The sequence below is a fragment of the Pelodictyon luteolum genome, assembly GCF_001622165.1.
In the GTDB taxonomy this organism is placed as follows: domain Bacteria; phylum Bacteroidota; class Chlorobiia; order Chlorobiales; family Chlorobiaceae; genus Chlorobium; species Chlorobium luteolum_B.
In genome coordinates this window covers 57,982-79,739 of record NZ_LVWG01000033.1, presented here as the reverse complement: position 1 = coordinate 79,739, position 21,758 = coordinate 57,982, and the positions used below count along the sequence as shown (strand labels likewise).

The following is a 21,758-nucleotide window of genomic DNA, read 5'->3' as shown; positions in this document are numbered from 1 at the left end:
GAACAATAGACCATATACCCATGAAAATCATCATAAACGACAGGGAACATGACGCAGAGACCGGTGAACGCCTCATAGACGTGGCCCGGAGCGGACATGCCCATATAGGATACTTCTGCGGAGGCAACGCCATCTGCCAGACCTGCTATGTCAAGGTCCTTGAAGGAGCCGAACTCCTCTCTGCTCCCGGTGAACCAGAAAAAGCGATGCTTTCTGAACGGCTGCTTGCGGAAGGAAACCGGATGGCATGCCTCGCAACCATTGAAAAGCCCGGAACCATCAGGGTGCTCTCAGCCGTGGAGGAGGTCAAGCGGATGGCCGAAACCGATCCGCTGCAGCTGCCGGCCTACTCGGCAAAGATGGGATGGGAAGCCCTCGTTGCTTTTCCGTCCACCATCGCAATGCAGTTCGAGAGAACCCGGGAAGGCCATCTCGATGCGCCCGGCATCCTCCGGGACATGGCCGGAGCCCTGCTCGGGGCGTTTGAGCTTGCCCTGGCCCTGCTCTTCGGCTCAAAAGCCGGAAAAGAACCCGCCGGCGACTGCTGCAATGCCGACAAGGCGGAGGGCTGCAGCTGCAGCTCCACCAACGGCCACGGCGTCCGCAGGGCTGCATGAACGTCAGGACCCCCGCCGGCCTCTGCATGAAAAAAAGGGCCGGTGGGGCCTGTCCTGAAATTGATTATATTTTCATCGATCCCCACCATGACGGCAACCCATGTGACACTGACGGACAGCGAAGCGCAACCATAAGGCAACCAACAAAGACAAACGGAGACGATCATGATCATCCATGTGAACCAGAGACCCTGTGAAGCACAGACAGGCGAACTGCTGCTCAAGGTAGCCCAGCATAATAAAAGCCATATCGGCTACATCTGCGGAGGCAACGGCATCTGCCAGAGTTGCTTCGTATATGTACAGGAGGGAATGGAGCACCTCTCGCCCTTGAGCAACGTCGAAAAAGCCTGCATTTCCGGGAAACTGCAGGCCGAGGGCGGAAGGCTGGCCTGCCAGACCGTCATTACGGGAGAGGGCACCATACGGGTGCTCACCCGCGCGGAGAATCTCCGCCGCATCGTGCTCGGCCTGAATGTACCGGGCTTCATCACCTATGCACAGACCATCGGCTACAACGTCCTGAACAAACTGCCGGACTGTGCGGGAAGCGCATTCGGACGTATCAGGAGCGGTGAACTCAATCCGGGCGACTCGCTGCGCAAAATCGGAGCCGGGCTCGGCCATGCATCCCTCTTTGTCTCGGCAAGTTTCATGGAGACCTTCGCATTCATGCAGCTTCCGGCTTCCCTCGTCACCAGCGGAGCCAAAGGAATGTACGACATGGCCTCCGGCGCCGTCTGCACGGTTTCGGGCGGAGCACTGCACCTGCCGGGCTCCACCTGCGGGCACCATGAGCCGGATAAAACGGCTTCGGTTCATACGGTAACAATCTCCGGGCGCTGAAGGGCGCCCGCCATCCCCGAACCCCGATGGGCTATTCCTCAGACCTGGAGAGCATCGAGTACGAACTCGGAGCCAAAACCCTTGAACGCTGGCTGCTGAAGCCGGAGAAGACCATGAACATCGTCATGGGCATCCCCAAAGAGCGAACTCAGGACGAACGGAGGGTTGCCATCTCCCCCGCAGGGGCACAGATCCTCAGCGAAAACGGTATCAGGATCATGGTGGAGGCGGGCGCAGGACGGTTCTGCAACTTTACGGATCAGGATTATGCCGAGGCCGGTGCACAGGTTGCCGAAACCCCGGAAAAACTTTACGGGGAATCGAACGTCATCGTGAAAGTCGCCCCCCCCCGACCTGAAGAACTGCCGCTCTTCATGCCGGGCCAGATGCTCATCTCCGCACTGCACCTCGGAACCCTCTCGGAAAACCTCATCAAGACGCTCATCGACAAGAACATCACCGCCCTTGCGTTCGAGTTCATCGAAACCCGCGACGGAGAGCTGCCGATTGTGCGCACCCTTTCTGAAATTGCCGGTTCTCTGGCCATACAGACCGCAGCCAAGTACCTTGAAACCGGCTACGGCGGCAGCGGAATACTCCTCGGCGGCATAGCCGGAGTACCGCCGGCCCACATCACCATCATCGGTGCCGGCACGGTAGGGCTCTTCGCAGCGCAGGACGCACTCGGCCTCGGAGCGCAGGTCACGGTCATTGACAAGGAGATCAACCGTCTGAGAAGATTCGAGGCGTTCTTCAACCGCCATCTGGTCACGGCCATCGCAAACGACCATTACATCGCAGAGCTTGCCAGAATGTCGGATGTCATGATCGGAGCCCTGAGCCCGAAACAGAAAGTGCAGAAACCACCGGTCAGTGAAGCGGTGGTCAAAACCATGAAACCCGGATCCGTCATCGTCGACGTCTCGATAGACCAGGGCGCATGCTTTGCCACAAGCCGCCACACCTCTCACACCAATCCGATCTACGTCAAGCACGGCGTGACCCACTACTGCGTACCGAACATTCCCTCCGCCGTCGCCAAAACGGCATCCTTCGCCCTTACAAACACACTGCTCCCATTCCTTCTGAAAATGACGGAGCATGAAACCATCTCCGACATCCTCTGGAAGAGCCACAGCCTCCGCAAAGGCACCTATGTCTACAAGGGGTACATCACCAGAAAGATCCTCAGCGAACTCACCTTGTTCCCCTACCGCGAGATTGACATGCTGCTTGCATCCTCCGGAAGAGCCATGCCCTGAAGGTCGAGTGGCCCCATTACTCCAGCGGCACGAGCGGCCGGCCGAATCGCGAGGCGACGAGTGAAGCGCATGAGACTCCGGAATAGGTCACGGCAATCACGCCCTGCCCCGGGAAGGTGCTGTCGCCGACCATAAACAGATTCCTCAACCGAGTAAGATTCTGCGGCTTCAGGAGGATGTTCTGACCCGGCTTCAAGAGCGGACCGTAGGAGCCCTTGTACCGGTTCAGCCAGCGTTCATGCGTCAGCGGCGATGCCGATACCCGTACCTTCACGCCGCTTCCGATCCCCGGCATGAGACCCTCAAGACGGCCCATAAGCTCCGCCTCCATGGACTGCTTCCTGCGGGTGTACGCTTCGCTTCCCCGCTCCATGCCTTCCCACCGCTCCGCCTCGTCCGTGACGAATGCATGCACGACATGGTGGCCCGGAGGAGCCAGCGAGCGGTCGAGGAGCGACGGCACCGAGCAGTAGAGCGTCCCGCCCGGCCGGTCGAACCCCTCCCATGCATCCACCTGCACGTGGTGGACATGCATCCCCTCGGGCACCACTCCGGCCTCGACGCCGAGATAGAGCTGGAACCAGCTCGGTGCCCGAAGGAACCGGTGTTCAGGGACCCTGAAGCGGCTGTCATCGACAAGGCGGTTGAAGGTATCCCAGATGGTGGCATTGCTCAGAACCGCGCCGGCCCGCAGTTCCTCTCCACCCTCAAGGCGCACGCCGACGGCCGCACCGCCCTCGACCAGGATCCGCTCCACCCCGGCCCCGTAACGGACCACGCCGCCGAACTTTTCCAGCCCCTCGACAAGAGCCCGGGGAATCGAACCCGATCCGCCGAGGGGATAGTTGATGCCACCGTGGTGGCGGTCGGCCAGGCAGATGCCGGCATTGACGAGTGGCGTTCCGATTGCGTCCTGCAGGGCCCATGAGTATGCCTCGATGTCGATGAAGCGCAAAAGGGCCGGATCGCTGATATGACGCCTTGCCGTACGGCCCATAGAGCGGAAGGTCTTCAATGCCAGCGCGGCGGTTTTGAGCGGGTATGCCGCACCGACCGAAAGCAGGTGACGGGGGTCTTCAAGGGAACCTGCCGGCAGGGAACTGAGAATGTCGTATACGGCTTCGAGCTCCCGGTAAAAGCGCTCGATGCCCGCGGCCTCATGCGGGAATGCGGCGGAAAGCTCCCCGAGAAACCGCGCCCGCTCGAAATGCGCCCGGAGGTCCAGCCCTCCGGGCAGGTGGTAGTGTATCTGGACCGGATCGGGAACCGATGGAACCTCGACACCAAGTCGACGGAACACCCTGGTGTGGAGGTTGAGGGTTCCGCTGCGGCCGTTTTCGGCGAAACCGTAGAAGACCGAAGCCCCGGCATCGAACGTATACCCCTCACGCCGGAACGACGAACAGCTGCCGCCGGGCTGGCGGCTCTTTTCAAGGACGACGACCCGGAACCCCCGCTCCTGGAGCAGGGCAGCGGCAGTCAGACCACCGATGCCGGCACCGATGACCAGGATATCTGCAGTTGCATCAGCCAGACTCATAAAAGGCGGATTTAATGGTGAAGGGGTGTGATGGGATGCACTCGCTTAAAAATAAATCATTTAATTTTGTTTAATTTACTCATGAAGAGCGAACTGCATATCATCTGAAACGATTTCTGAACCAGGAAGCCTACAAGCACATGACCAGAACCGATCCGACCAGACAAAGCTCCCCCGAACAGAAAAAAAACACGCTGAGCGCCGAAGAACAGAAAAAACAGTCCGAATTTCAGCAGGAAGCCGTCGTTCATCTCAATGCGCTCTACAACTACGCGCTGCACCTCACGATGAACCCCGATGACGCCAATGACCTTGTTCAGGAAACCTATCTCAAAGCTTATAAATTCTTCAGTTCCTTCGAGCGGGGAACAAACTGCAAGGCCTGGCTGTTTAAAATCCTCAAAAACAACTATATCAACCGATTCCGGAAAAACTCGAGAGAGCCGGGCAAGGTAGATTATGACCTGATCAAGGATTTCTACCATACCATCAAAGACACCCGCAGGGATTCAAGCGAAACGGAAACCGACTATTTCCACACCCTGCTGCATGAAGAAGTCTATACGGCGCTGCAGTCACTTCCCGAAGAGTTCAGGGAGGTCATCCAGCTCTGTGACATCGAAGGCTTCACCTATGAAGAGATTGCAAATATGGTCGAAAGCCCCATCGGAACAGTCCGCTCCAGACTTTACAGGGGCCGCAAGCTTCTTCGGGAGCAGCTGGAAGGATATGCAAAAAAGTTCGGCTTCAACACCGAAACAGGCAGATAGCACACAACACCCATACAGACACAACCCATTAATCTATGAACTGTAAAACAGCCCGGGTACTGATGAGCGCCGCAGTGGACGGCGAACTCACAGGAAAGGAGGAAGAGGGGCTCCGCCTTCATTTATCCCAATGCAGCGACTGCAGGATGGAATACGAGGAGGCGAAAAAGACAAAAATGATCGTTAAAGAAAAGATTGTCCGCTTCAAAGCCCCCCAGTCTCTGGTCGACTCCATCATGGACCTCTCGTTCACGTCTGAGAAAGAAGAACAAAACACCCTCGTTTCCGAATGACTTCCAGTGGTCATTCGGACCGGGATCTAAATGCCTTTTTGGTTTGAATTGTATGAATTTATAGCTATATAGGCTAAGCATGTCCGAAAAAGGATACTGCGTAACACTTGACAGACAGCGGCCGGCAGACGCCGCGCAACAATAGCCTTGAGCATGAGCAAAACGGTCAGCATCTCAGAAGAAGAAGTTAAACGGTGGAACCTCAACATGCCGGACGAAATGCTTGAGGCGGTATCTAACCGCTTCAAACTGCTCTCCGAGCCGATGAGGCTTAAAATCCTCCGTGTACTCTGTGAAAACGAACGCACGGTACAGGAAATCGTCAATGCCGTCAATGCCAGCCAGGCGAACATCTCCAAACATCTGGCCCTCATGCACGACAACGGCGTCGTCAACCGTCGCAAGGAAGGCCTCAAGTGCTACTACCGCATTGCCGACGACAGCATCATCTACGCCTGCTTCCTGATTTCAAAAAGCGTTGTCGAAAACCTCCAGGACCGCCTGAGCTGGGTCCAGAAGGTCAACAGCAACCTCAACAGCTGATCCCCCTTCCTGCCGGGCGGCGCACCGATGCCGCCCCGGCTCCCTCTTCATCTGACAGAGAAGACAGACTTTCCTGTCACATATCTGACATTTCCATCCTATATCTGACACCAGTTCGCTGAAAAAGCGGATTGGCACGCTATTTGTACTATTACTCCTGATGAGCGTCACGCTCACGATGAACCATACGGAACACCGAAAACCAGTTGAATAAAAGGAGAATAGACATGCTTGTACAATTGGCAAAAGACCCCCTGAAGCTTTTCGACGACATATGGTCCGGCACCCAGATGCCGTCCGCTCCTGCATTCAAGGTCGACATCTCTGAAGACGCCACGGCATTCCACCTTGATGCGGAACTTCCCGGCATTGAAAAGGAGAAGATTGCCCTGAACATCGAGGATGACGTGCTCACCATCAAAGCCGAAAGGAAGAAGGATGCCGTCGAGACGGAAAAAGATTACCACCGGGTCGAGCGCACCTACGGAAGCTTTTCGAGGAGTTTCAACCTTGGAGAGATGATTGACCAGGAGAACATCGGTGCAGAATTCGACAACGGCGTTCTGCATGTCACACTGCCTAAAGCGCAGCCGGTCAGGAAAACGAAGGAGATTTCCATCTCCTGAGTGTAAGGATAAAACCGCAGAGGGGCCCCCGCGGTTGAATGAGGGGGCCTTTGGATTAAACATCATAACAAAAGGATACTTTCATCATGGGAAAAATCATCGGCATTGACCTTGGCACGACCAACTCATGCGTGGCGGTCATGCAGGGCACACAGCCAACCCTCATAGAAAACTCTGAGGGCAACCGCACCACCCCGTCAATGGTGGCCTTCACCAAAACCGGCGACCGCCTTGTCGGACAGGCAGCCAAACGCCAGGCCATCACCAACCCGAAAAACACCATTTTTTCAATCAAGCGTTTTATCGGCCGCAAGTTCGACGAAGTGCCGAACGAAAAGAAAATCGCACCCTATGAGGTCGTTAACGAAGGCGGAGAGGCCCGCGTAAAGATCAACGACAAGACCTACTCCCCGCAGGAGGTCTCGGCAATGATCCTGCAGAAAATGAAGCAGACCGCAGAGGACTTCCTCGGTGAAAAGGTCACGGAAGCCGTCATCACCGTGCCGGCATACTTCAACGACGCACAGCGCCAGGCGACCAAGGATGCAGGACGCATTGCAGGGCTTGAAGTCAAGCGCATCATCAACGAACCGACGGCAGCCGCGCTTGCCTACGGACTCGACAGAAAACAGACCAGTGAAAAGGTTGCGGTCTTCGACCTTGGTGGCGGAACCTTCGACATCTCGATTCTCGAGCTCGGAGACGGCGTCTTCGAAGTGAAGTCGACCGACGGCGACACCCATCTCGGTGGTGACGACTTTGACCAGAAGATCATTGACTTCCTTGCCGATGAGTTCAAGAAGCAGGAAGGCGTCGATTTGCGCAATGACGCAATCGCTCTCCAGCGCCTGAAAGAAGCCGGTGAAAAAGCAAAGGTCGAGCTCTCCTCGAGGACCGACACTGAAATCAACCTGCCCTTCATTACGGCGACGCCCGAAGGACCCAAGCACCTTGTCATCAACCTGACCCGGGCCAAGTTCGAAGGCATGTGCTCTGACCTCTTCGACAAGATCCTCGAGCCCTGCCGCCGTGCGGTGAAGAACTCGAATGTTGATATGAAGGATATCGATGAGATCGTCCTCGTCGGCGGCTCGACCCGCATCCCGAAAGTACAGGCCCTCGTCAAGGAGTTTTTCGGCAAGGAGCCCAACAGAAGTGTTAACCCTGACGAGGTCGTAGCCATCGGTGCTGCAATCCAGGGCGGCGTATTGAAGGGTGATGTCACCGACGTCCTCCTGCTTGACGTCACACCGCTCTCGCTCGGCATCGAAACCCTCGGCGGCGTCATGACGAAGCTGATCGACGCCAACACCACGATTCCGACCCGCAAGCAGGAGGTGTTCTCCACCGCCGGCGACAACCAGACCTCGGTCGAGGTTCATGTGCTGCAGGGTGAGAGGCCGATGGCTGTCGACAACAAGACGCTCGGACGTTTCCACCTTGGCGATATCCCGCCGGCACCGCGCGGCATGCCCCAGATCGAGGTCACCTTTGACATCGACTCCAACGGCATCCTGAACGTTTCGGCCAAGGACAAGGCCACCGGCAAGGAGCAGAGCATCAAGATCGAGTCATCGAGCAAGCTGACCGATGCCGAGGTCGAGAAGATGAAGGAGGACGCCAAGGTCCACGCCGAAGAGGACCTGAAGCGCAAGGAAGAGATCGAGATCAAGAACTCGGCCGATTCGCTCATCTTCAGCACCGAAAAGCAGCTTTCGGAACTCGGCGAGAAAATCCCCGCCGACAAGAAGCCGGTAATCGAGGGTGCGCTTGAAAAGCTCAAAGACGCGCACAAGAACGGCACCATCGAGTCGATCAAAGGCGCGATGGATGAACTCAGCAAGGTATGGGGAGAGGTCGCATCGAACCTCTACCAGGCTGAAGCGGCCGGAACCGGAGCTCCGGAAGCCGACGCGCCTCAGGACGGCGGATCGAAAAAAGGCGGTGAGGGTGCCGTTGAAAACGCCGAATATGAGGTGATAGACGGCGACGGTAAATAACCGCCGGCTGCACCGAAAGAGACACAAAGGGATTCCGGAGGGAATCCCTTTGTTATTTAATCCTGTTTTACTAATTTAGAAGTTGTTGAAGGCCTGAAGTCAGGAAGGCGTCAACTTTGCTAATCAAACTGCGCCAGAAATGCAATCTCAGCTCAGCCGACCCTTCACCGCCCCGAACCAGGTCCGGGCCAGCACTTCGGGACCATGGTCGGGCAATGCCGTCCATAAAACGGAAAAGTACTTCATCACCTCCGCCAAAAGGGACCGCAGCAACGCCCTTCAGCTTACCATCAGCCCCGCATCGGGCCGGAAAAAACTGCTCCCGACCAAAGAGATGATCAACAAGGTCATTGCCGGCGAAATCGAGCTCACCATCATGAGCACCCTTCCCGACATCGGCATCAACCTCAGCCAGAAGATCCTCGACAACGAGAACCGCTACGTCATTGACTTCGACAACCGCGGCGTCAAGTGGACCATGCGCGACATTCCGGTATTTTACAATTCCATTACGCGCCAGCTCTCCGTTGAGATCGACCGCCGCACCTATTCGCTTGACGAGTTCTTCAAATAGGAAGACCCGCCTTCAGGAACATCATACCAACAAGCCATCTCCCTGATGGCTTGTTCAGTTTTACCCCGACCGCTCCTCGCGCGCGCGCTCTCTCTCTCTCTGCCTGGGACTTGAAGGACCCCTCTCAGGGTATTGTCCTGTTGTATTGAACGGCACCACCCACAGAGTCCCTCCACAGCACCATATCAGGCATCAATACCATCAGCGCCGGAGATGATGTCTACCCGATTGATGCATCGGAATGCAGCGGGTGCCTGGAAATTGGACCAACAAAAAAATAATCTCCACCCCCGGTGAAGAAGCAGAACGGGTGGCAATCAGGCGCACTTGTGGATCCTCATGCCGACCGGTGCCACGCCTGTTCTCTTCAGGTATCGCTCGCACTGCTTCTGGATATCGTAGCCAAGCATGGAACCCAGTACGAAATCCTCTTCATGGGTCATCTCTCCGAGCTTTTTGCCGCTGGTGATCTCGCGCACTACAGCCACGCACGCAGATGCTCCGAAGTAGATGTTGACCTTCGCCTGCACACATGGCTGGAGATGGTAGTCGATGCCGTAATGGCGAAGCTTTGCCGTCGCTTCCTCGGTGAGGCGTGAGGGCAGGGTATGCATGACAAGGCTGCGCAGCCCCTTTTGGAACTCGTAGATATGGTGAATAAGTACTTTCATCATGGTTCAGCTTAATGGTTACAGGTAGAGGGGCTGCATGCAGGCCGTTACTCAATGCCTCAAATGCGATGCGGCATGATGAGGATCCTCATGCTTCTCATGATGGCAGGGAGAGGGGCCCATCTGGAGGAACATGGGCTGCTGCTTGTGGTGGTCGTGGCCGAGAACGGACTTGCGGACCTCTTCGTCGAAGCGGAAGAGAGCACGACCCTCAACGGTGTGGATGATGCGGGCCTTGTGCAGCAAGGTGCCGAAAAGGTGCTCCTCTTCATGCTGCTCGGCGACATACCACTGCAGGAACGCGAAAGTTGAATAATCCTTTTCCTGGAGCGCCGCGTCGACGACATCGTTGATGCTCGCCGTAATCTTGAGTTCATGGGCGTAGGCGGCCTCGAGCAGCTCCATGTGCGAAGCCCATGAAGGAGCGGCAACAGGAACATCGCCGATGAGTGCAAGAGCGCCGGTTTCGTTGATGTAGTCGAAGAGCTTCATCATATGGAGCTTCTCCTCCTCGGCATGGCGGCGGAAAAAGGTCGCCGTGCTGTCGAGTTCCTGCGAGAGAAGCCATGCGCTCATCTGCAGGTAGAGATGCGAGGATACCGCTTCGAGGTTGACCTGGCGGTTGAGCTTTTCGAGAATGTTCTGACTGATCATTGTGTGATGGTGTTGAGGTTACGGGAAACATCCGGCATTCCGCCGGCCGAACAGCTCTCTTCAGGAAAGCATCGGGCTGATTGCCGCTGCCCAGGCACTGACCCGAACGGAGGTAAGATGGTCCTGGTTGTCGGCGTCGAGGGCAAGGCCGACGAACTTTCCATTTCGAACGGCCGTCGATTCAGAATGCTGATAATCATCGGTGGGCCAGGACCCTACGACCTCCGCCCCCGCCGCGAGGACGGCGTCGTAGATGCTCCCCATGCCATCGAGATACCAGTCGCCGAAGGAGAGCTGGTCACCGAGCCCGAACAGGGCTACCGGCTTGCCGCCCAGATCCATGGACCCGAGTTTTGGAAGGAACACCGCCCAGTCCTCCTGCAGCTCCCCTGTCCCCCAGGTCGATGTCCCGAGAATAAGCGAGTCGAATGCCATGACTTCGTCCGTACCGGCCGAAGCGATATCGCGGACGTCTGAGGAAGGGATGCCAAGCTCGTCTGCGATGAGCCTGGCGGCGGCCGCAGTGTTGCCGGTCTGTGAACCGTAGAAAATGCCTGTTCTTTTCATGTTCGATACGTTTTGGTTATGATGATGTTTTGAGTAACAAAAGTCTTCAGCCCTCTCTGCCGCCCGGCGGCATGGCCAGCCTGGCGGCAAGCTCCGGAATCCCGATTTCCAGAGACACAGCGTCCTCGACAGCCCTGCAGAACATCGGAAAATCTTTCCAGGGCACCGAGATCGTCACAATCCCGAGCATGATGATGAACGGCAGCGGATATCCGTTCCGATTCATTTCCGGACCTTTCCGCTCCCTCAGAAAGCACTCCTCCATGATGCGCATGAGCGCATTGCGCCCGACCGTGATGACGGCATGGCGGTAATGGAGATGATATGCCCCGCACGCACAGCGGCTCACGAAGCAGCGCACGCCGCAGGATGAGTCCCCTTGATCGCCTGATGCACACATAGTTCTATTTATTTAGATTTTATATAAATAAGATGATGGCCAAATAAAAAAGACGCCCCCTCCCCCCTACGCACCATCTCCCACCCATTCGTACCACACGTGGCTCTCACCGCTGCACTTTCCGCAGCAGCCGGGCCCGTGGGCAAGGGAGGTTCGGGCAACAACCCGACCTTTGAGAATCCAGCGGTCGAGCATAGACTCAACGAGGGAACGGTCGGCATTGAAATGTCGGGCGATTTCCGCCAGCGATGCGCTGCCCTCCCGGGAGAGGTAACTCTTGATGTCTGAGAGGGTCATGATAGGAATGCTGATGGTGATGAACTGATGAAAAATAAGTGGGAAGGGAGCCACACACGCCCCCTTCCCGCAACGGAACCGGCTCTTATTTTGACCCGGTTCCGCTCTTTTTGAACAGGCCGTTTCCGGCCGCATACATGATGGCGACGGTTCCCGCAAGAACGGCGGCCATACCCGCTATCCATGCAACGGATGAGGCGGGATGGGCTGAGAAGGTGCCGATCTGGTAGGCAAGGACTGCAAAGATCCAGGCCAGACCGGTTGTCCATGCTCCCGCGAACAGGGTCCACGCAAGGTTCGTTTCACGGTATACCGCAGCTATGGCGGCCACGCAGGGAAAGTACAGCAGGATGAACACCAGATAGGCGAACGCTCCTGCAGTCCCGTCGAAGAGCGTGATCATGGAACCGAAGATGGTAGACCCTATCTCCTGCTCCTCGGCAAACGCTCCGGAATCGGAGACATCGCCTACCGATATGCCGAGCGGGTCAAGCAGCGAGCCGCCGACGCCTGAGAGGTTGTCGGGAATGGTGGCCAGTGCTTCAGTGAATGCATCGCCAAGCGAGAACGTCTCCTCTTCCTCTTCCACGCCCTCTTCACCGGCCGCGGCCGATGCCGCATCGGCATCCATCTCTGAATAGAGGTTGTCGAGGGTGCCGACAACGGCCTCCTTGGCAAAGACTCCGGTAAAAAGCCCTACAGCAGCCGGCCAGTTATCCTCGCTCACGCCGAAGGGCGCAAACACCGGAGAGATGGCCTTGCCGGTAGCCGAGAGTACCGAGTTTTCCGAATCCTCGTTGCCTAATGAACCATCAGTTCCGATGGAGTTCATGAGACTCAGCACCATGATGACCGGAACAAGCACCTGACCCGCCCTCAGAATGAAGGACTGCAGGCGGTCCCATACCCGTATGAATACGCCCTTGAAGCTCGGCAGGTGCCATGGGGGCATCTCCATGATGAAGGGAGAGACGTCACCTTTCAGAAGGGTGCTCTTGAGGATGAAGCCCGTCATGATCGCTACGGCGATACCCATGAGATAGAGCAGGAACACGAGGTTCTGGCCGCCGGTCGGGAAGAATGCCACCGCAAAGAGCGCGAAGACCGGCATCCTGGCACCGCAGGACATGAAGGGAACCATCATGATGGTCATGATGCGGTCACGCCGGTCGCTCATCGTCCTTGCTGCCATGACAGCCGGCACGTTGCAGCCGAATCCGACAAGCAGAGGAATGAAAGCTTTGCCGGGAAGGCCGATGGCCCGCATGCCGCGGTCCATGACATAGGCCGCGCGCGACATGTAGCCGGAGTCTTCGAGCACCGAAAGGAACATGAACATGAAGGCGATCGGCGGAATGAAGGTCGCCATGGTCTGCAGCGCACCTCCAAGACCGGTTGAGAGGATGGCCGTCAGCCATTCGGGCGATCCCGCTGCTGCAAGAAGAATCCCTAACCCGTCAACGAACAGCGCCCCTGCGGCGATGTCGAAGAAGTCGATGAAGGAACCGCCGACATTGATGGTGAACAGGAACATCAGGTACATGAGGCCGAGAAAGATCGGAATGCCGAGATAGCGGTTGAGCACCACACTGTCGATCATATCGCTTACGGAACGGCCCGCCGCAGCCTTACGGCGCACGGCCATGGAGGTGAGTGATGCGATGAAGCGGTAATGGGCGTCCGCGATGGTGATGTCGGCATCTTCACCAAGGGTGGAGGCAAGCGCCTGGCGTGCATGTTCGCCGATGGCGGCAGCGCTGCCGAGTCTTTCTTCAAGCAGCGGGTCCCCTTCAAGAATTTTGAGGGCGTACCAGTCGGCATCATGATGGGCAATGCCGGCCCTGCCTTCAAGATCCGACGCCAGTCCCTTCACCGCCTGCACGACGTCATCAGGATATGAGACCCTGCATCCCGGAACGCGTTTTTTCTGCATCTCTCCGGCAATAGCCTCCTTCAACTCCTCGATGCCCTCGCCCCGTGAGGCGACCATCGGCACAACCCGGCATCCGAGCCCGGAAGAGAGCGCATCAGTATCGATATCGATGCCGCGGGCAAGCGCTGCATCAAGCATATTGAGCGCCACGAGCACCGGCACGTTCATCTCGAGCAGGCGGCTGGTAAGGTAGAGGTTCCGGTCGGGGTTGGAGGCGTCGACTATATTGATGATCAGTTCCGCCTCTCCCTGAAGAATGTAATCCCGCGCAACCGCCTCGTCCTCGGACATGGCCGACAGCGAATAGATGCCGGGAAGGTCGACCAGTTCATAGGCATCACCCTTGAAGGAGAACATGCCGCTTTTCCTGTCGACAGTCACACCGGGCCAGTTGCCGACCGTCTGGTTCATGCCCGTCAGGGCATTGAAAAGAGTCGTCTTGCCGCAATTGGGGTTGCCGACAACCGCAATCACCCTCGGCCGGCCCGCTTTCGGCACCGGCCGGGTTACGGCGCCTGCCAGTTCTTCAGCCTGCATCATCTTACCTCCTCAACGCTTATGCCCTCAACCTCGTTCTTGCGAAGCGTCAGACGGTAATTTTTAACTGAGATTTCAAATGGATCACCAAGCGGGGCAACCCCCTCCACTTTGATGGTTTCGCCCACAAGCAGCCCCATATCGAACAGGCGGCGCCTGAGCTGCGGAGAGGCCGAGACGGAAAGCACCTTCCCGCTCTGCCCTTTTTTGAGTTCAGAAAGATTCATAGTGTTTTTCTTTTTACGATGATTTCCATTGCTACGTTATGATCAATCGCCATCCTGCCGTCATGCACCTTCACGAGGACCGGCACTCCTCGACCGTTCTGGACGACCTCCACCACCTGCCCGGGACTGAACCCGAGCTCTGAAAGGCGGCGCTCCTGACCCTTTCCATCACGCGGCCTTCCGTGACCGGGGCCCCGACCGGCATGCAGATGCCGACCCGTTCCGTGATGACAGGAGAGCGGCCCGCCGCCGCCCTGCACCCTCCTGAATCCGATGATTTCAGCGGACTCACCTGCTCCAAGCGTACCAAGCGGAACCATCATGACTGCTCCTGTTTTGCGTATTGATTAAAATTCCATTGCAAGCTGCACGGTGAACGTATCGGTATCAGGAGTACCCGTCTGGTTGTCAGCACGCTGGTACTCGAACCCAAGACCCGCACCATCCGTGACATCCCATCCAAGGGTCGCGCCATAACGGGAATCGTTCGTACCGAAATCGTCCGATCCTTCGTAGCGCAGGGCAAGGTGCAGCGGAAGCTTGCACTGGTAGCCGGCCTCAACGCTCCATGCGGAAGGCTGCTTGCCGCTGTTTTCGCCGTCCGTAAAGTTGTCGCAGGCGCCAAGGTACTCGCCGCGGAGCTCAAATGGGCCGAAACCCGTCATCGCATTGACCGACCAGCCACCGACGAAATCATCGGTCGTCCTGCTTGCAGAGCCGTCTTCACCCTGCAGCCCATCGGTATCGGCCATATTGTTCGTCCATGAGCCACCGATGCCGTAGCGGAAGCTGTCAACCTCTTTCTGCCAGCCAATAGAGGCAACGAGGCTGTTGATTTCGCTTTCGCCTGTTTTCTGCACATCGCCCTTGAACACAGAGAGCGATCCCTGGAGGCCGCCCTCTTCATAGCCGGCCTTTACCGACGCATGGAGCTTGGTCTCGCCGAGCTCGAGGGTCATGGGGTCGGAGATCATGCTGCTCTCAAACGTACCGAACGACTGGGTAAGGCGGCCGACCTCGGCGAAGAACGGGGAGGATTCCGACTTCATCCTGATGTAGGCCTGCTCAACAAGGATGTTGTCGCTGTTTTCACCCTGTTCGTACAGCAGGACACCGTAAGCGGTGAGCCACGGGTTCAGGCCTGCTTCAAGACCGAGTTCAAGGGTCGCGAGGGTGATGTCGGTTGTGGATTTTTTGCCTTCGGTGTCAACAGAGTTGGCTTCGACCTCGACAAGACCGCCGAAGGAGAGCGATGGGCCTTCTTTCTCTCGGTCAGCATGGGACGAAGCCTCCGTTTTATTTTCTAACGCCTCAAGGCGCCGCTTCAGCTCTTCCACCTCGCTTGCAGCGAAAGCCTTTGAAGAAACAAGAAGGGCAAGGCATACCATCACGGTGCTTTTCTGAAACATGTTCATGATGCTGTGGTTTGTGTGGTTGTGTTTTAGAAGTTTCCTTATTTTGACTTTGTCTAATTAAACAGATTGAATCTACAGCTATTTAGATAAATTCCAAATAAGGAAACAAAAAAAATACGCCCCAGAGCATAAGAGTACCCCACAACCGATCCACGCACATACCACCAACCACTTATTTTATTACGACATAGCGCAAAAAGACGGAGTGGCATACCTGCTAAATAAACATCATCCGCAGCGAACGTGAAGGGTGCGGCGTATTTTCAATAAGTTTACACTATCTCCATAGCATGAAAACCTGTATCGGGTACCTTCAGTATGACAGCATAAAAACCATAGACGCATCACCATGGAAAACCTGACGGAATTCATCCGGACAGGCCGGATCATAGCCGACTCCCTTCATAAAAAAAGAGTTGAGCTGGGGCTTAGCACGAAAGAAGCCGCGAAGCTGTCGGGAGTAAAAGAGGACCGGCTCATCCGCATGGAATCAGGGGACCTTGAGTTCATCTCTCCCGTTTACCTCATCGCACTGCTCCGGGAATATGCCCTGGCGCTCGGAACCTATGACAGGGAGCTCTTCAAGGAACTGAATCAGACTGCAGGCATTCGGGTGCATCCGGCACAACAAAAATCCCTTGAGCAGTCCCCGGGACAGGACCACTCTCTCTCAATAAATCGGAATGCCGTTGCCGCAGCGGGAATCGCAGCGGTTCTCATCATCGGCGCTCTCTTCCTCAGCCGCACATACCGGACCCCGGCAGAAACCCCGGCCCTGGAGGTCCCGCCCGCCAGAGCCGGATACAGCAGTGCCCCGACGCCGACAGCCGAACTTCCGGGGCTGGAAACGAAGCAGGACGGAGCGCATGCAGCAACGGCACATAACGGATGCTTCACCCTCTCGATCAACAAAGAGACACGCGAGCCGAACGGCCGACTTAACCGCATCCCGTCAGGAGCCGGCGCCATCATCTACTTCAGCGACATTCATAGGCCTTCCGGCAAGCCCCTCTATCATGAGTGGTCGTTCAACGGTAAACAGGTCGATAAAATAGCAGTAGGCAGACCATCGGGCCCTCGATGGAGAAGCTGGTCCAGAAAAACGGTCGGAAAGGAAGGAAACGGAGTATGGAGGGTAAGGGTGCGTGAAGGAGACGGGGTGGTTCTGCGAGCCGACAGCATTCTTTCAGGAAAGCCGCCGGCAGCTGCAGAATGAAGGTGAGGGTCAGTTGAGTTTCTGGCGGGCAAGCCTGGCTTCAGGAGATGACGGGTAGACATTGACCAGATCACGGTAGCGGGTTTTTGCATTGGCCGCATCGCCGATCAGCTCGAATGAGCGCGCCTGCTTGAAAATCGCCATTGGGCGCTTGAGGCTTTTCGGGTATTTGGCAATCACCGTCTGGTAATCGAGGATTGCCTTGTCGTAGGCTTTCTCGGCAAACCAGCTTTCAGCGATGAAAAACTGCGCATCTCCAACCCTCGGTGACTTGGGATAGTCCTTGATCAAAGCCGCAAAACTCTCCCGGGCATCATTGAAACGATCTTTACCGAACATGGCAGCCCCCTCGTTGAAAAGGTCGGAATCGCTTTTGGGTGAAGGGCTGAGAGGTGCGGCAACCGTCGCGGCGGCGGCACTGTCAGGCGATGTTGCCCCGGCACTGCCGGGCACAGCGGGAGGAATGACAGCGTCAGCCTTTGGGGATGGTGTCAGGCCGAGGTATCGCTCAACTGCCTGAATCCTGCGTTCAAGCTCGTCATTTTTCTGCACCAGCAGTGAATCCTCGGCACCAAGCCGCTGAAGATTCCGCTGGCTGCTGTAGCCCACTTCGTCGATGCGGCCATGCAGTCCGCCGACCTGGTCACGGAGCTGCTGCAGGTCCGAATACGACACTGCCGACTGTGTTTTTATGGTTTCAAGGTTGTCCTTGACAACGACAAGGTCCTGCTTTGAGGCACATGCAGAAAGAAGGAAAAAGGGAACAAGAAGAAGCCTGCCGGATATGCTGGTCATGGGCGTCAGGGTGTTTGGCATCAGAAAAAAGCCCCTGAACACACAAAGAGAGAGTGCGCGCTCAGGGGGAGTGTCGTAAGAAGTCGATACTTACTTCAGGATGAAATGCGCACGGCGGTTTTTCGACCAGGCAGCTTCATCGTGACCGGTGGCAAACGGTTTTTCTTCACCGTAGCTTACCGTCTCGATGCGTGATGAAGGAATGCCAAGCCTGACGATATACTCCTTGGCCGTCGCAGCACGACGCTCTCCGAGAGCCAGGTTGTATTCGGATGTGCCGCGCTCGTCGCAATGACCTTCAATCATGGTCGAGGCTGCGGCGTTGCTGCCCATCCATGTGGCATTCTGCTGCAGCTGGGCCTGTGCGTCAGCAGCAAGTTCCGAGCTGTCAAATTCATAAAATACATCTCCGAGCGGACCGGTCTGGTATTCGTCGAAACCGTAGCCGGAGGGTCCGGATGCGACGGAAGATACTGGAGCAGGAGCCTCAGCAGGAGCGGGAGCAGAAGCCTCATCAGCACCGGAGGGAGCAACCGCATTTTTGGATGAACAGCCTGCAGTGAACATCAGCGCCAAGGCAAGAAAACCATACACACTTTTTTTCATGGAATCGGATTGTTTGAGTTAAGGGAAAGGATTGGGTTAAGGCAATCTTACTACAATGCCGCCCGGGAACCGGCGCCACGCCGCCCCGGGCTGCAAAAAACATCACTCAGCGACAAAATGGGCCCTTCTGTTCTGCGCCCATGCCTCCTCGGTGCTGCCCTGGGCAAACGGTTTCTCTTCACCGTAGCTGATGGTTTCAATACGCTCAGGACTGATGCCGAGGCTCACGATGTACTCCTTGGCGGAAGAGGCACGACGCTCTCCGAGAGCCATGTTGTACTCATTGGTCCCCCGCTCGTCACAATGCCCTTCAACAATGACCCGCTTTGAACGGTTGGCGTCCATCCATGCCGCATTGTTTTTCAGCTGGCTTACAGCATCCATGCGCAGAGCCGACTGGTCAAAATCAAAGAACACGTCACCAAGAGCAGGAACAGCAACAGCAGCCGGCGGCGGAGGTGGGGGGGGTTCGGGTGCTACTGCAACATCTTTCTGACAGCTGCATGCCCCGATGAACAGCATCGCCGGCACACACAGGATTCTGGCTAAAGGCTTGAGATTTTTCATGATTTCCCCCTTGTTTAGTTGATTGCAAAAAACTGCTGTACTGCTCAAGAACAGATGCTTCAACGGATGAACGACCATGAGGGTTGCATCTGTTCCCCCTCCATCTGGAGGAGCCGACGCTGGTTTTCCCCGTTCGCATTCATTACATACAGTTTTTTCTGGCCCTGACGACCGGAGGTAAACACGATCATGTCGCCGCAGGGCGACCATGACGGAGATTCGTTCTCGCGTGCCCCCGAAGTCAACTGGGTTGCGCCCGAACCATCCGGCCTTATGGTAAATATATTTATTTCACCGTTTTTCTCCATTGTAGTATAGGCAATTTTATCACCGGCCGGCGACCATGACGGCTGGGTATTGTAATTGCCATTGTAGGTCAGCCGGCGGGTCTGGCCCGTACCGAGATCGAGGATGAAGACCTGCGGGTTGCCGAAACGCGCTGAAACGAATGCCATCTTGGTTCCATCAGGCGAAAACGACGGGGAAAGGTCGATGCCCCTGCTGGAGGTAACCCTGCGGGCCAGGGTGCCGTCCGGCCTTACCAGATAGATGTCCTGGTCACCCTCGAAAGAGAGCGTCGTAGCCACTTCGGCATTGCTCCTCCACCCGGGATCGATGCTGACCCCCGACTGGCGGACAGAAGAAACCCTGCGGTCGGCCATGTTCATGATTTTCAGTCCCGGCCTGCCGGAAGAATAGTCGGTGTATGCCAGACGGGTGCCGTCAGGAGAAAGCGAAGGGGTCAGGGAAATGGAGCGGGAACGGGTGAGCTGACTGAGGGAGCTGCCGTCGAAGGCGCAGGAGTAGATTTCCTTGAACCCGCTCCGGTTCGACACAAACACGATGCTTGAGCCGAAAACCGAACGGCGGCCGGTAAGCAGCTGTACGAGATCGGCCGAGAATGCATGGGCGATGGCCCGGAGGTTATCGGGACGGCCCGTATAGACTTTGCTGAGGATGGGTTTGGCTCCGAAAGTCTCGTAGACGGCCATGGAAAGCTTCACCTGACCTGCCTCGGCGGAGAGCGAACCGCCGGCGAATATTTCCGCGCCGATTGAGTTGAGGGCCCCGAAATTCAGCGTACGCTTGCCGCTGGCGCCCGTCTCAAAGAGGTTCATCGGAGGGGGGATCATATTGAAGATCCCCGTGAAGGCAAGACCCTCGCGGATCTCCCGATCAAGCTCCGCCGACCATGCGGAAGCCTTTCCGCCTTCGGCAAGCGGCTTGCCAAGCACAAGGGCGATACGTCCTGCACCCTCCTTGCGGATGGCGATATACTCGCCCTCCAGGGCCATGGCGGAGAGAGGGAAACTGAAACAGGCGATAAAAGCCAGAAGAAGAGCGGCAGTACGTCGTATGGAATGCCTCATGGATACAGTGGTCTCATTTATGGGTTGAATGTCATTCATCGTTCCGGACGGCAGCAAAACATATATACACATAAGGCCCGCCGGAATGTATATAAAATATATACAATATGTTTATCCGCTGAAACAATCTCTCTTACCTCTTCTCAGCGGTCAATGCCTTTAGGAGTGAATACGAACTTGAACCGCTCGGAAGGGGGACCGTCAGACCTCGGGGGGAGGGGCGATGACTTTTCCAGTGCATTTTTCACCGAGTTGTTCAAGTAAGGACTCAAAGATGACTTTACGAACACGATCTGCTGTATCGTCCCGTCGCGAAGCACCAGTATTTCCACATATACTTCCATACCGTCAGTCCGCTGGAGCATCTGGCTGTTGAAGTTCCAGTTGCGGTTGATAATCTCGACAACCGCTGCCGAATAGGCATCAGCCGTACCGCCTCCGCCGCCGGTCCCGGAACCGCTCCCCTGCGACCCGGAGCCTGAGCCGGAACCCCCGGTCCCCTGCGACACGGATGCCTTCAGCCTGGAGAGCGCCCGCTGCAGATTGTCCTGGCTTGCAGCTTTTTCAGCAGCAGCCCTGGCGTCGACTTTTTTCTTGAGGTCTGCAATGGCTTTCTGGATATCGGGAGCCTTTTCAGCCGGAACGCTCTTGGGATCGGGAACGGTTTTCTTCGGCTTCAGGGGATCGGCCACCTTCAGCACTTTTTTTTCAGGCGCGCTCACTTCCGGCTTCTTCGGAGGCTGAGGTACAGGTGCAGGTTCCGGTTCCCTTGCAGGTGCAGGCTCCGATACCGCTGCGGCCGGACTACCGCCCCCTCCTGGTTCTCCCCCGCCCGGCATGGAGAGCAGGCTTACGGTGACGATCCTCGGTTTGAACGGGCGGACGGCCGCCCACTTCTGGTATGCGAGAAGCCCGGCAAACAGGACAAGGTGCATCACAACGGCAAGAGCAAGCCAGAAAGAAAAAGGTCTCTCTGCCCGGAAGCGGGCGCCGCTTTTTTTCATAAACCCGCCGATTTGCCCCGCTGCGGGCCTGCCGGAGCAGGTTCGGTGACCATGCCGATCTTCTCTATGCCTGCATCCCTTATCTGCGACATCACATCCATGACAAGGCCGTATGGCAATGACTTGTCAGCCTTGAGGTATACCTCCCGGGTCTTTTTGACATCAAGAAGGGAAGGCAGCTTTTCGCGCACCTCGGAGGCACCGAGTTCGTACTGGTTCACGAACACCCGACCTGAAGCATCGATGCTGATCATGAGCCCCTCGGGGTTGACATCCATCTTTTCATGCGTCGTCTCCGGGGTCTCCACCTTGACGCCGTGCGTCATCATCGGGGCAGTCACCATGAAGATGATGAGCAGGACGAGCATCACATCAACCAGCGGTGTGACGTTGATGTCGCTCATGAGCCGCCCTTTTCCGGAAGTCAT

At 56.6% G+C, this 21,758-nt stretch carries 26 protein-coding genes; 10 read left to right on the top strand and 16 right to left on the bottom strand.

Going from position 1 to position 21,758, the window contains the following annotated elements; all coding sequences use genetic code 11:
* Positions 1-20 precede the first annotated feature (20 nt).
* The 3 genes from A3K90_RS07865 to A3K90_RS07855 all read left to right on the top strand — a co-directional run bounded on the left by A3K90_RS07865 (position 21) and on the right by A3K90_RS07855 (position 2,725).
* Positions 21-617, top strand: a complete 597-nt coding sequence (locus A3K90_RS07865; RefSeq protein ID WP_303682055.1) for a 2Fe-2S iron-sulfur cluster-binding protein — start codon at positions 21-23, stop codon at positions 615-617.
* Between the two features lie 165 nt (positions 618-782).
* Positions 783-1,463: a 2Fe-2S iron-sulfur cluster-binding protein gene (locus A3K90_RS07860; protein WP_303682054.1), complete on the top strand. Its 681-nt coding sequence runs from the start codon at positions 783-785 to the stop codon at positions 1,461-1,463.
* Positions 1,464-1,489: 26 nt separating this feature from the next.
* Positions 1,490-2,725 carry an alanine dehydrogenase gene (locus A3K90_RS07855; protein WP_303682053.1) on the top strand — a complete coding sequence of 412 codons (1,236 nt, stop codon included), beginning with the start codon at positions 1,490-1,492 and terminating at the stop codon, positions 2,723-2,725.
* Positions 2,726-2,741: 16 nt separating this feature from the next.
* Here A3K90_RS07855 and A3K90_RS07850 read toward each other — a convergent pair whose 3' ends face one another.
* Positions 2,742-4,265, bottom strand: coding sequence for an FAD-dependent oxidoreductase (locus A3K90_RS07850; RefSeq protein ID WP_303682052.1), 1,524 nt, complete (start codon positions 4,263-4,265; stop codon positions 2,742-2,744).
* Positions 4,266-4,405: 140 nt separating this feature from the next.
* On the opposite strand from A3K90_RS07850, the gene A3K90_RS07845 reads away from it, so the two are divergent.
* The 6 genes from A3K90_RS07845 to pscD all read left to right on the top strand — a co-directional run bounded on the left by A3K90_RS07845 (position 4,406) and on the right by pscD (position 9,071).
* The gene (locus A3K90_RS07845; protein ID WP_303682051.1) at positions 4,406-5,035 is read left to right on the top strand and encodes a sigma-70 family RNA polymerase sigma factor; all 630 of its coding nucleotides are present in this window, start codon (positions 4,406-4,408) and stop codon (positions 5,033-5,035) included.
* Between the two features lie 35 nt (positions 5,036-5,070).
* Positions 5,071-5,328, top strand: coding sequence for a zf-HC2 domain-containing protein (locus A3K90_RS07840; protein WP_011357382.1), 258 nt, complete (start codon positions 5,071-5,073; stop codon positions 5,326-5,328).
* A 153-nt stretch (positions 5,329-5,481) separates the two neighbouring features.
* Positions 5,482-5,871 (top strand): helix-turn-helix transcriptional regulator, encoded by a 390-nt coding sequence (locus A3K90_RS07835; protein WP_303682049.1) that lies wholly within the window; start codon positions 5,482-5,484, stop codon positions 5,869-5,871.
* 227 nt (positions 5,872-6,098) lie between these two features.
* Complete coding sequence (locus A3K90_RS07830; protein WP_011357380.1) at positions 6,099-6,497, top strand: Hsp20/alpha crystallin family protein; 399 nt, start codon at positions 6,099-6,101, stop codon at positions 6,495-6,497.
* 86 nt (positions 6,498-6,583) lie between these two features.
* A complete protein-coding gene (gene dnaK / locus A3K90_RS07825) occupies positions 6,584-8,497 on the top strand; it encodes a molecular chaperone DnaK (protein ID WP_303682046.1) in 1,914 nt (637 codons plus the stop codon).
* 139 nt (positions 8,498-8,636) lie between these two features.
* Positions 8,637-9,071 carry a photosystem P840 reaction center protein PscD gene (gene pscD, locus A3K90_RS07820; RefSeq protein WP_303682045.1) on the top strand — a complete coding sequence of 145 codons (435 nt, stop codon included), beginning with the start codon at positions 8,637-8,639 and terminating at the stop codon, positions 9,069-9,071.
* A gap of 317 nt (positions 9,072-9,388) precedes the next feature.
* On the opposite strand, the gene A3K90_RS07815 is transcribed toward pscD, so the two are convergent.
* From A3K90_RS07815 to A3K90_RS07775, 9 genes are all read right to left on the bottom strand, one after another.
* A complete protein-coding gene (locus tag A3K90_RS07815) occupies positions 9,389-9,745 on the bottom strand; it encodes a DUF2023 family protein (protein ID WP_303682044.1) in 357 nt (118 codons plus the stop codon).
* Positions 9,746-9,793: 48 nt separating this feature from the next.
* Positions 9,794-10,396, bottom strand: coding sequence for a ferritin (locus A3K90_RS07810; RefSeq protein WP_303682042.1), 603 nt, complete (start codon positions 10,394-10,396; stop codon positions 9,794-9,796).
* A gap of 60 nt (positions 10,397-10,456) precedes the next feature.
* Positions 10,457-10,963 carry a flavodoxin gene (locus A3K90_RS07805; protein ID WP_303682040.1) on the bottom strand — a complete coding sequence of 169 codons (507 nt, stop codon included), beginning with the start codon at positions 10,961-10,963 and terminating at the stop codon, positions 10,457-10,459.
* A gap of 46 nt (positions 10,964-11,009) precedes the next feature.
* Positions 11,010-11,363 carry a hypothetical protein gene (locus A3K90_RS07800; protein WP_303682039.1) on the bottom strand — a complete coding sequence of 118 codons (354 nt, stop codon included), beginning with the start codon at positions 11,361-11,363 and terminating at the stop codon, positions 11,010-11,012.
* A gap of 66 nt (positions 11,364-11,429) precedes the next feature.
* Positions 11,430-11,714, bottom strand: a complete 285-nt coding sequence (locus A3K90_RS07795; RefSeq protein WP_303682038.1) for a FeoC-like transcriptional regulator — start codon at positions 11,712-11,714, stop codon at positions 11,430-11,432.
* A 31-nt stretch (positions 11,715-11,745) separates the two neighbouring features.
* Positions 11,746-14,133: a Fe(2+) transporter permease subunit FeoB gene (gene feoB / locus A3K90_RS07790; RefSeq protein ID WP_303682037.1), complete on the bottom strand. Its 2,388-nt coding sequence runs from the start codon at positions 14,131-14,133 to the stop codon at positions 11,746-11,748.
* Positions 14,130-14,357, bottom strand: a complete 228-nt coding sequence (locus tag A3K90_RS07785; protein ID WP_303682036.1) for a FeoA family protein — start codon at positions 14,355-14,357, stop codon at positions 14,130-14,132. Before A3K90_RS07785 ends, feoB begins: the two co-directional genes overlap by 4 nt.
* Positions 14,354-14,680 carry a ferrous iron transport protein A gene (locus A3K90_RS07780; RefSeq protein ID WP_303682035.1) on the bottom strand — a complete coding sequence of 109 codons (327 nt, stop codon included), beginning with the start codon at positions 14,678-14,680 and terminating at the stop codon, positions 14,354-14,356. The genes A3K90_RS07785 and A3K90_RS07780 overlap by 4 nt, the downstream gene beginning before the upstream one ends.
* Before the next feature lie 24 nt (positions 14,681-14,704).
* Positions 14,705-15,772 (bottom strand): LbtU family siderophore porin, encoded by a 1,068-nt coding sequence (locus tag A3K90_RS07775; protein WP_303682034.1) that lies wholly within the window; start codon positions 15,770-15,772, stop codon positions 14,705-14,707.
* Between the two features lie 349 nt (positions 15,773-16,121).
* Here A3K90_RS07775 and A3K90_RS07770 point away from each other — a divergent pair, with 349 nt between their 5' ends.
* Complete coding sequence (locus A3K90_RS07770; protein ID WP_303682032.1) at positions 16,122-16,988, top strand: DUF2914 domain-containing protein; 867 nt, start codon at positions 16,122-16,124, stop codon at positions 16,986-16,988.
* A 9-nt stretch (positions 16,989-16,997) separates the two neighbouring features.
* Here the strand turns inward: A3K90_RS07770 and ybgF are convergent, their stop codons facing one another.
* The 6 genes from ybgF to tolR form a co-directional block, all read right to left on the bottom strand.
* Positions 16,998-17,783, bottom strand: coding sequence for a tol-pal system protein YbgF (gene ybgF / locus A3K90_RS07765; RefSeq protein WP_303682031.1), 786 nt, complete (start codon positions 17,781-17,783; stop codon positions 16,998-17,000).
* Positions 17,784-17,873: 90 nt separating this feature from the next.
* Complete coding sequence (gene pal, locus A3K90_RS07760) at positions 17,874-18,389, bottom strand: peptidoglycan-associated lipoprotein Pal (RefSeq protein WP_303682029.1); 516 nt, start codon at positions 18,387-18,389, stop codon at positions 17,874-17,876.
* Positions 18,390-18,491: 102 nt separating this feature from the next.
* A complete protein-coding gene (gene pal / locus A3K90_RS07755; RefSeq protein WP_303682027.1) occupies positions 18,492-18,956 on the bottom strand; it encodes a peptidoglycan-associated lipoprotein Pal in 465 nt (154 codons plus the stop codon).
* Positions 18,957-19,015: 59 nt separating this feature from the next.
* Positions 19,016-20,326 (bottom strand): Tol-Pal system beta propeller repeat protein TolB, encoded by a 1,311-nt coding sequence (locus A3K90_RS07750; protein ID WP_303682025.1) that lies wholly within the window; start codon positions 20,324-20,326, stop codon positions 19,016-19,018.
* A gap of 143 nt (positions 20,327-20,469) precedes the next feature.
* Positions 20,470-21,330: an energy transducer TonB gene (locus A3K90_RS07745; RefSeq protein ID WP_303682023.1), complete on the bottom strand. Its 861-nt coding sequence runs from the start codon at positions 21,328-21,330 to the stop codon at positions 20,470-20,472.
* Entirely contained in the window at positions 21,327-21,758 is a 432-nt protein-coding gene (gene tolR, locus A3K90_RS07740; RefSeq protein WP_303682118.1) for a protein TolR, read from the bottom strand. Before tolR ends, A3K90_RS07745 begins: the two co-directional genes overlap by 4 nt.

Excerpts from the sequence above, each read along its gene's own strand:
- A3K90_RS07805 (WP_303682040.1), bottom strand. The coding sequence starts at position 10,963 with ATGAAAAGAACAGGCATTTTCTACGGTTCACAGACCGGCAACACTGCG.
- A3K90_RS07800 (WP_303682039.1), bottom strand. The coding sequence starts at position 11,363 with ATGTGTGCATCAGGCGATCAAGGGGACTCATCCTGCGGCGTGCGCTGC.
- A3K90_RS07750 (WP_303682025.1), bottom strand. The coding sequence starts at position 20,326 with ATGAGGCATTCCATACGACGTACTGCCGCTCTTCTTCTGGCTTTTATC.
- dnaK (WP_303682046.1), top strand. The coding sequence starts at position 6,584 with ATGGGAAAAATCATCGGCATTGACCTTGGCACGACCAACTCATGCGTG.
- ybgF (WP_303682031.1), bottom strand. The coding sequence starts at position 17,783 with ATGACCAGCATATCCGGCAGGCTTCTTCTTGTTCCCTTTTTCCTTCTT.
- A3K90_RS07855 (WP_303682053.1), top strand. The coding sequence starts at position 1,490 with ATGGGCTATTCCTCAGACCTGGAGAGCATCGAGTACGAACTCGGAGCC.
- pal (WP_303682029.1), bottom strand. The coding sequence starts at position 18,389 with ATGAAAAAAAGTGTGTATGGTTTTCTTGCCTTGGCGCTGATGTTCACT.
- A3K90_RS07815 (WP_303682044.1), bottom strand. The coding sequence starts at position 9,745 with ATGATGAAAGTACTTATTCACCATATCTACGAGTTCCAAAAGGGGCTG.
- tolR (WP_303682118.1), bottom strand. The coding sequence starts at position 21,758 with ATGACTTCCGGAAAAGGGCGGCTCATGAGCGACATCAACGTCACACCG.
- A3K90_RS07850 (WP_303682052.1), bottom strand. The coding sequence starts at position 4,265 with ATGAGTCTGGCTGATGCAACTGCAGATATCCTGGTCATCGGTGCCGGC.
- A3K90_RS07785 (WP_303682036.1), bottom strand. The coding sequence starts at position 14,357 with ATGAATCTTTCTGAACTCAAAAAAGGGCAGAGCGGGAAGGTGCTTTCC.
- A3K90_RS07830 (WP_011357380.1), top strand. The coding sequence starts at position 6,099 with ATGCTTGTACAATTGGCAAAAGACCCCCTGAAGCTTTTCGACGACATA.
- A3K90_RS07865 (WP_303682055.1), top strand. The coding sequence starts at position 21 with ATGAAAATCATCATAAACGACAGGGAACATGACGCAGAGACCGGTGAA.
- A3K90_RS07745 (WP_303682023.1), bottom strand. The coding sequence starts at position 21,330 with ATGAAAAAAAGCGGCGCCCGCTTCCGGGCAGAGAGACCTTTTTCTTTC.
- pscD (WP_303682045.1), top strand. The coding sequence starts at position 8,637 with ATGCAATCTCAGCTCAGCCGACCCTTCACCGCCCCGAACCAGGTCCGG.
- A3K90_RS07810 (WP_303682042.1), bottom strand. The coding sequence starts at position 10,396 with ATGATCAGTCAGAACATTCTCGAAAAGCTCAACCGCCAGGTCAACCTC.
- A3K90_RS07860 (WP_303682054.1), top strand. The coding sequence starts at position 783 with ATGATCATCCATGTGAACCAGAGACCCTGTGAAGCACAGACAGGCGAA.
- A3K90_RS07835 (WP_303682049.1), top strand. The coding sequence starts at position 5,482 with ATGAGCAAAACGGTCAGCATCTCAGAAGAAGAAGTTAAACGGTGGAAC.
- A3K90_RS07775 (WP_303682034.1), bottom strand. The coding sequence starts at position 15,772 with ATGAACATGTTTCAGAAAAGCACCGTGATGGTATGCCTTGCCCTTCTT.
- A3K90_RS07840 (WP_011357382.1), top strand. The coding sequence starts at position 5,071 with ATGAACTGTAAAACAGCCCGGGTACTGATGAGCGCCGCAGTGGACGGC.
- feoB (WP_303682037.1), bottom strand. The coding sequence starts at position 14,133 with ATGATGCAGGCTGAAGAACTGGCAGGCGCCGTAACCCGGCCGGTGCCG.
- pal (WP_303682027.1), bottom strand. The coding sequence starts at position 18,956 with ATGAAAAATCTCAAGCCTTTAGCCAGAATCCTGTGTGTGCCGGCGATG.
- A3K90_RS07845 (WP_303682051.1), top strand. The coding sequence starts at position 4,406 with ATGACCAGAACCGATCCGACCAGACAAAGCTCCCCCGAACAGAAAAAA.
- A3K90_RS07780 (WP_303682035.1), bottom strand. The coding sequence starts at position 14,680 with ATGATGGTTCCGCTTGGTACGCTTGGAGCAGGTGAGTCCGCTGAAATC.
- A3K90_RS07770 (WP_303682032.1), top strand. The coding sequence starts at position 16,122 with ATGGAAAACCTGACGGAATTCATCCGGACAGGCCGGATCATAGCCGAC.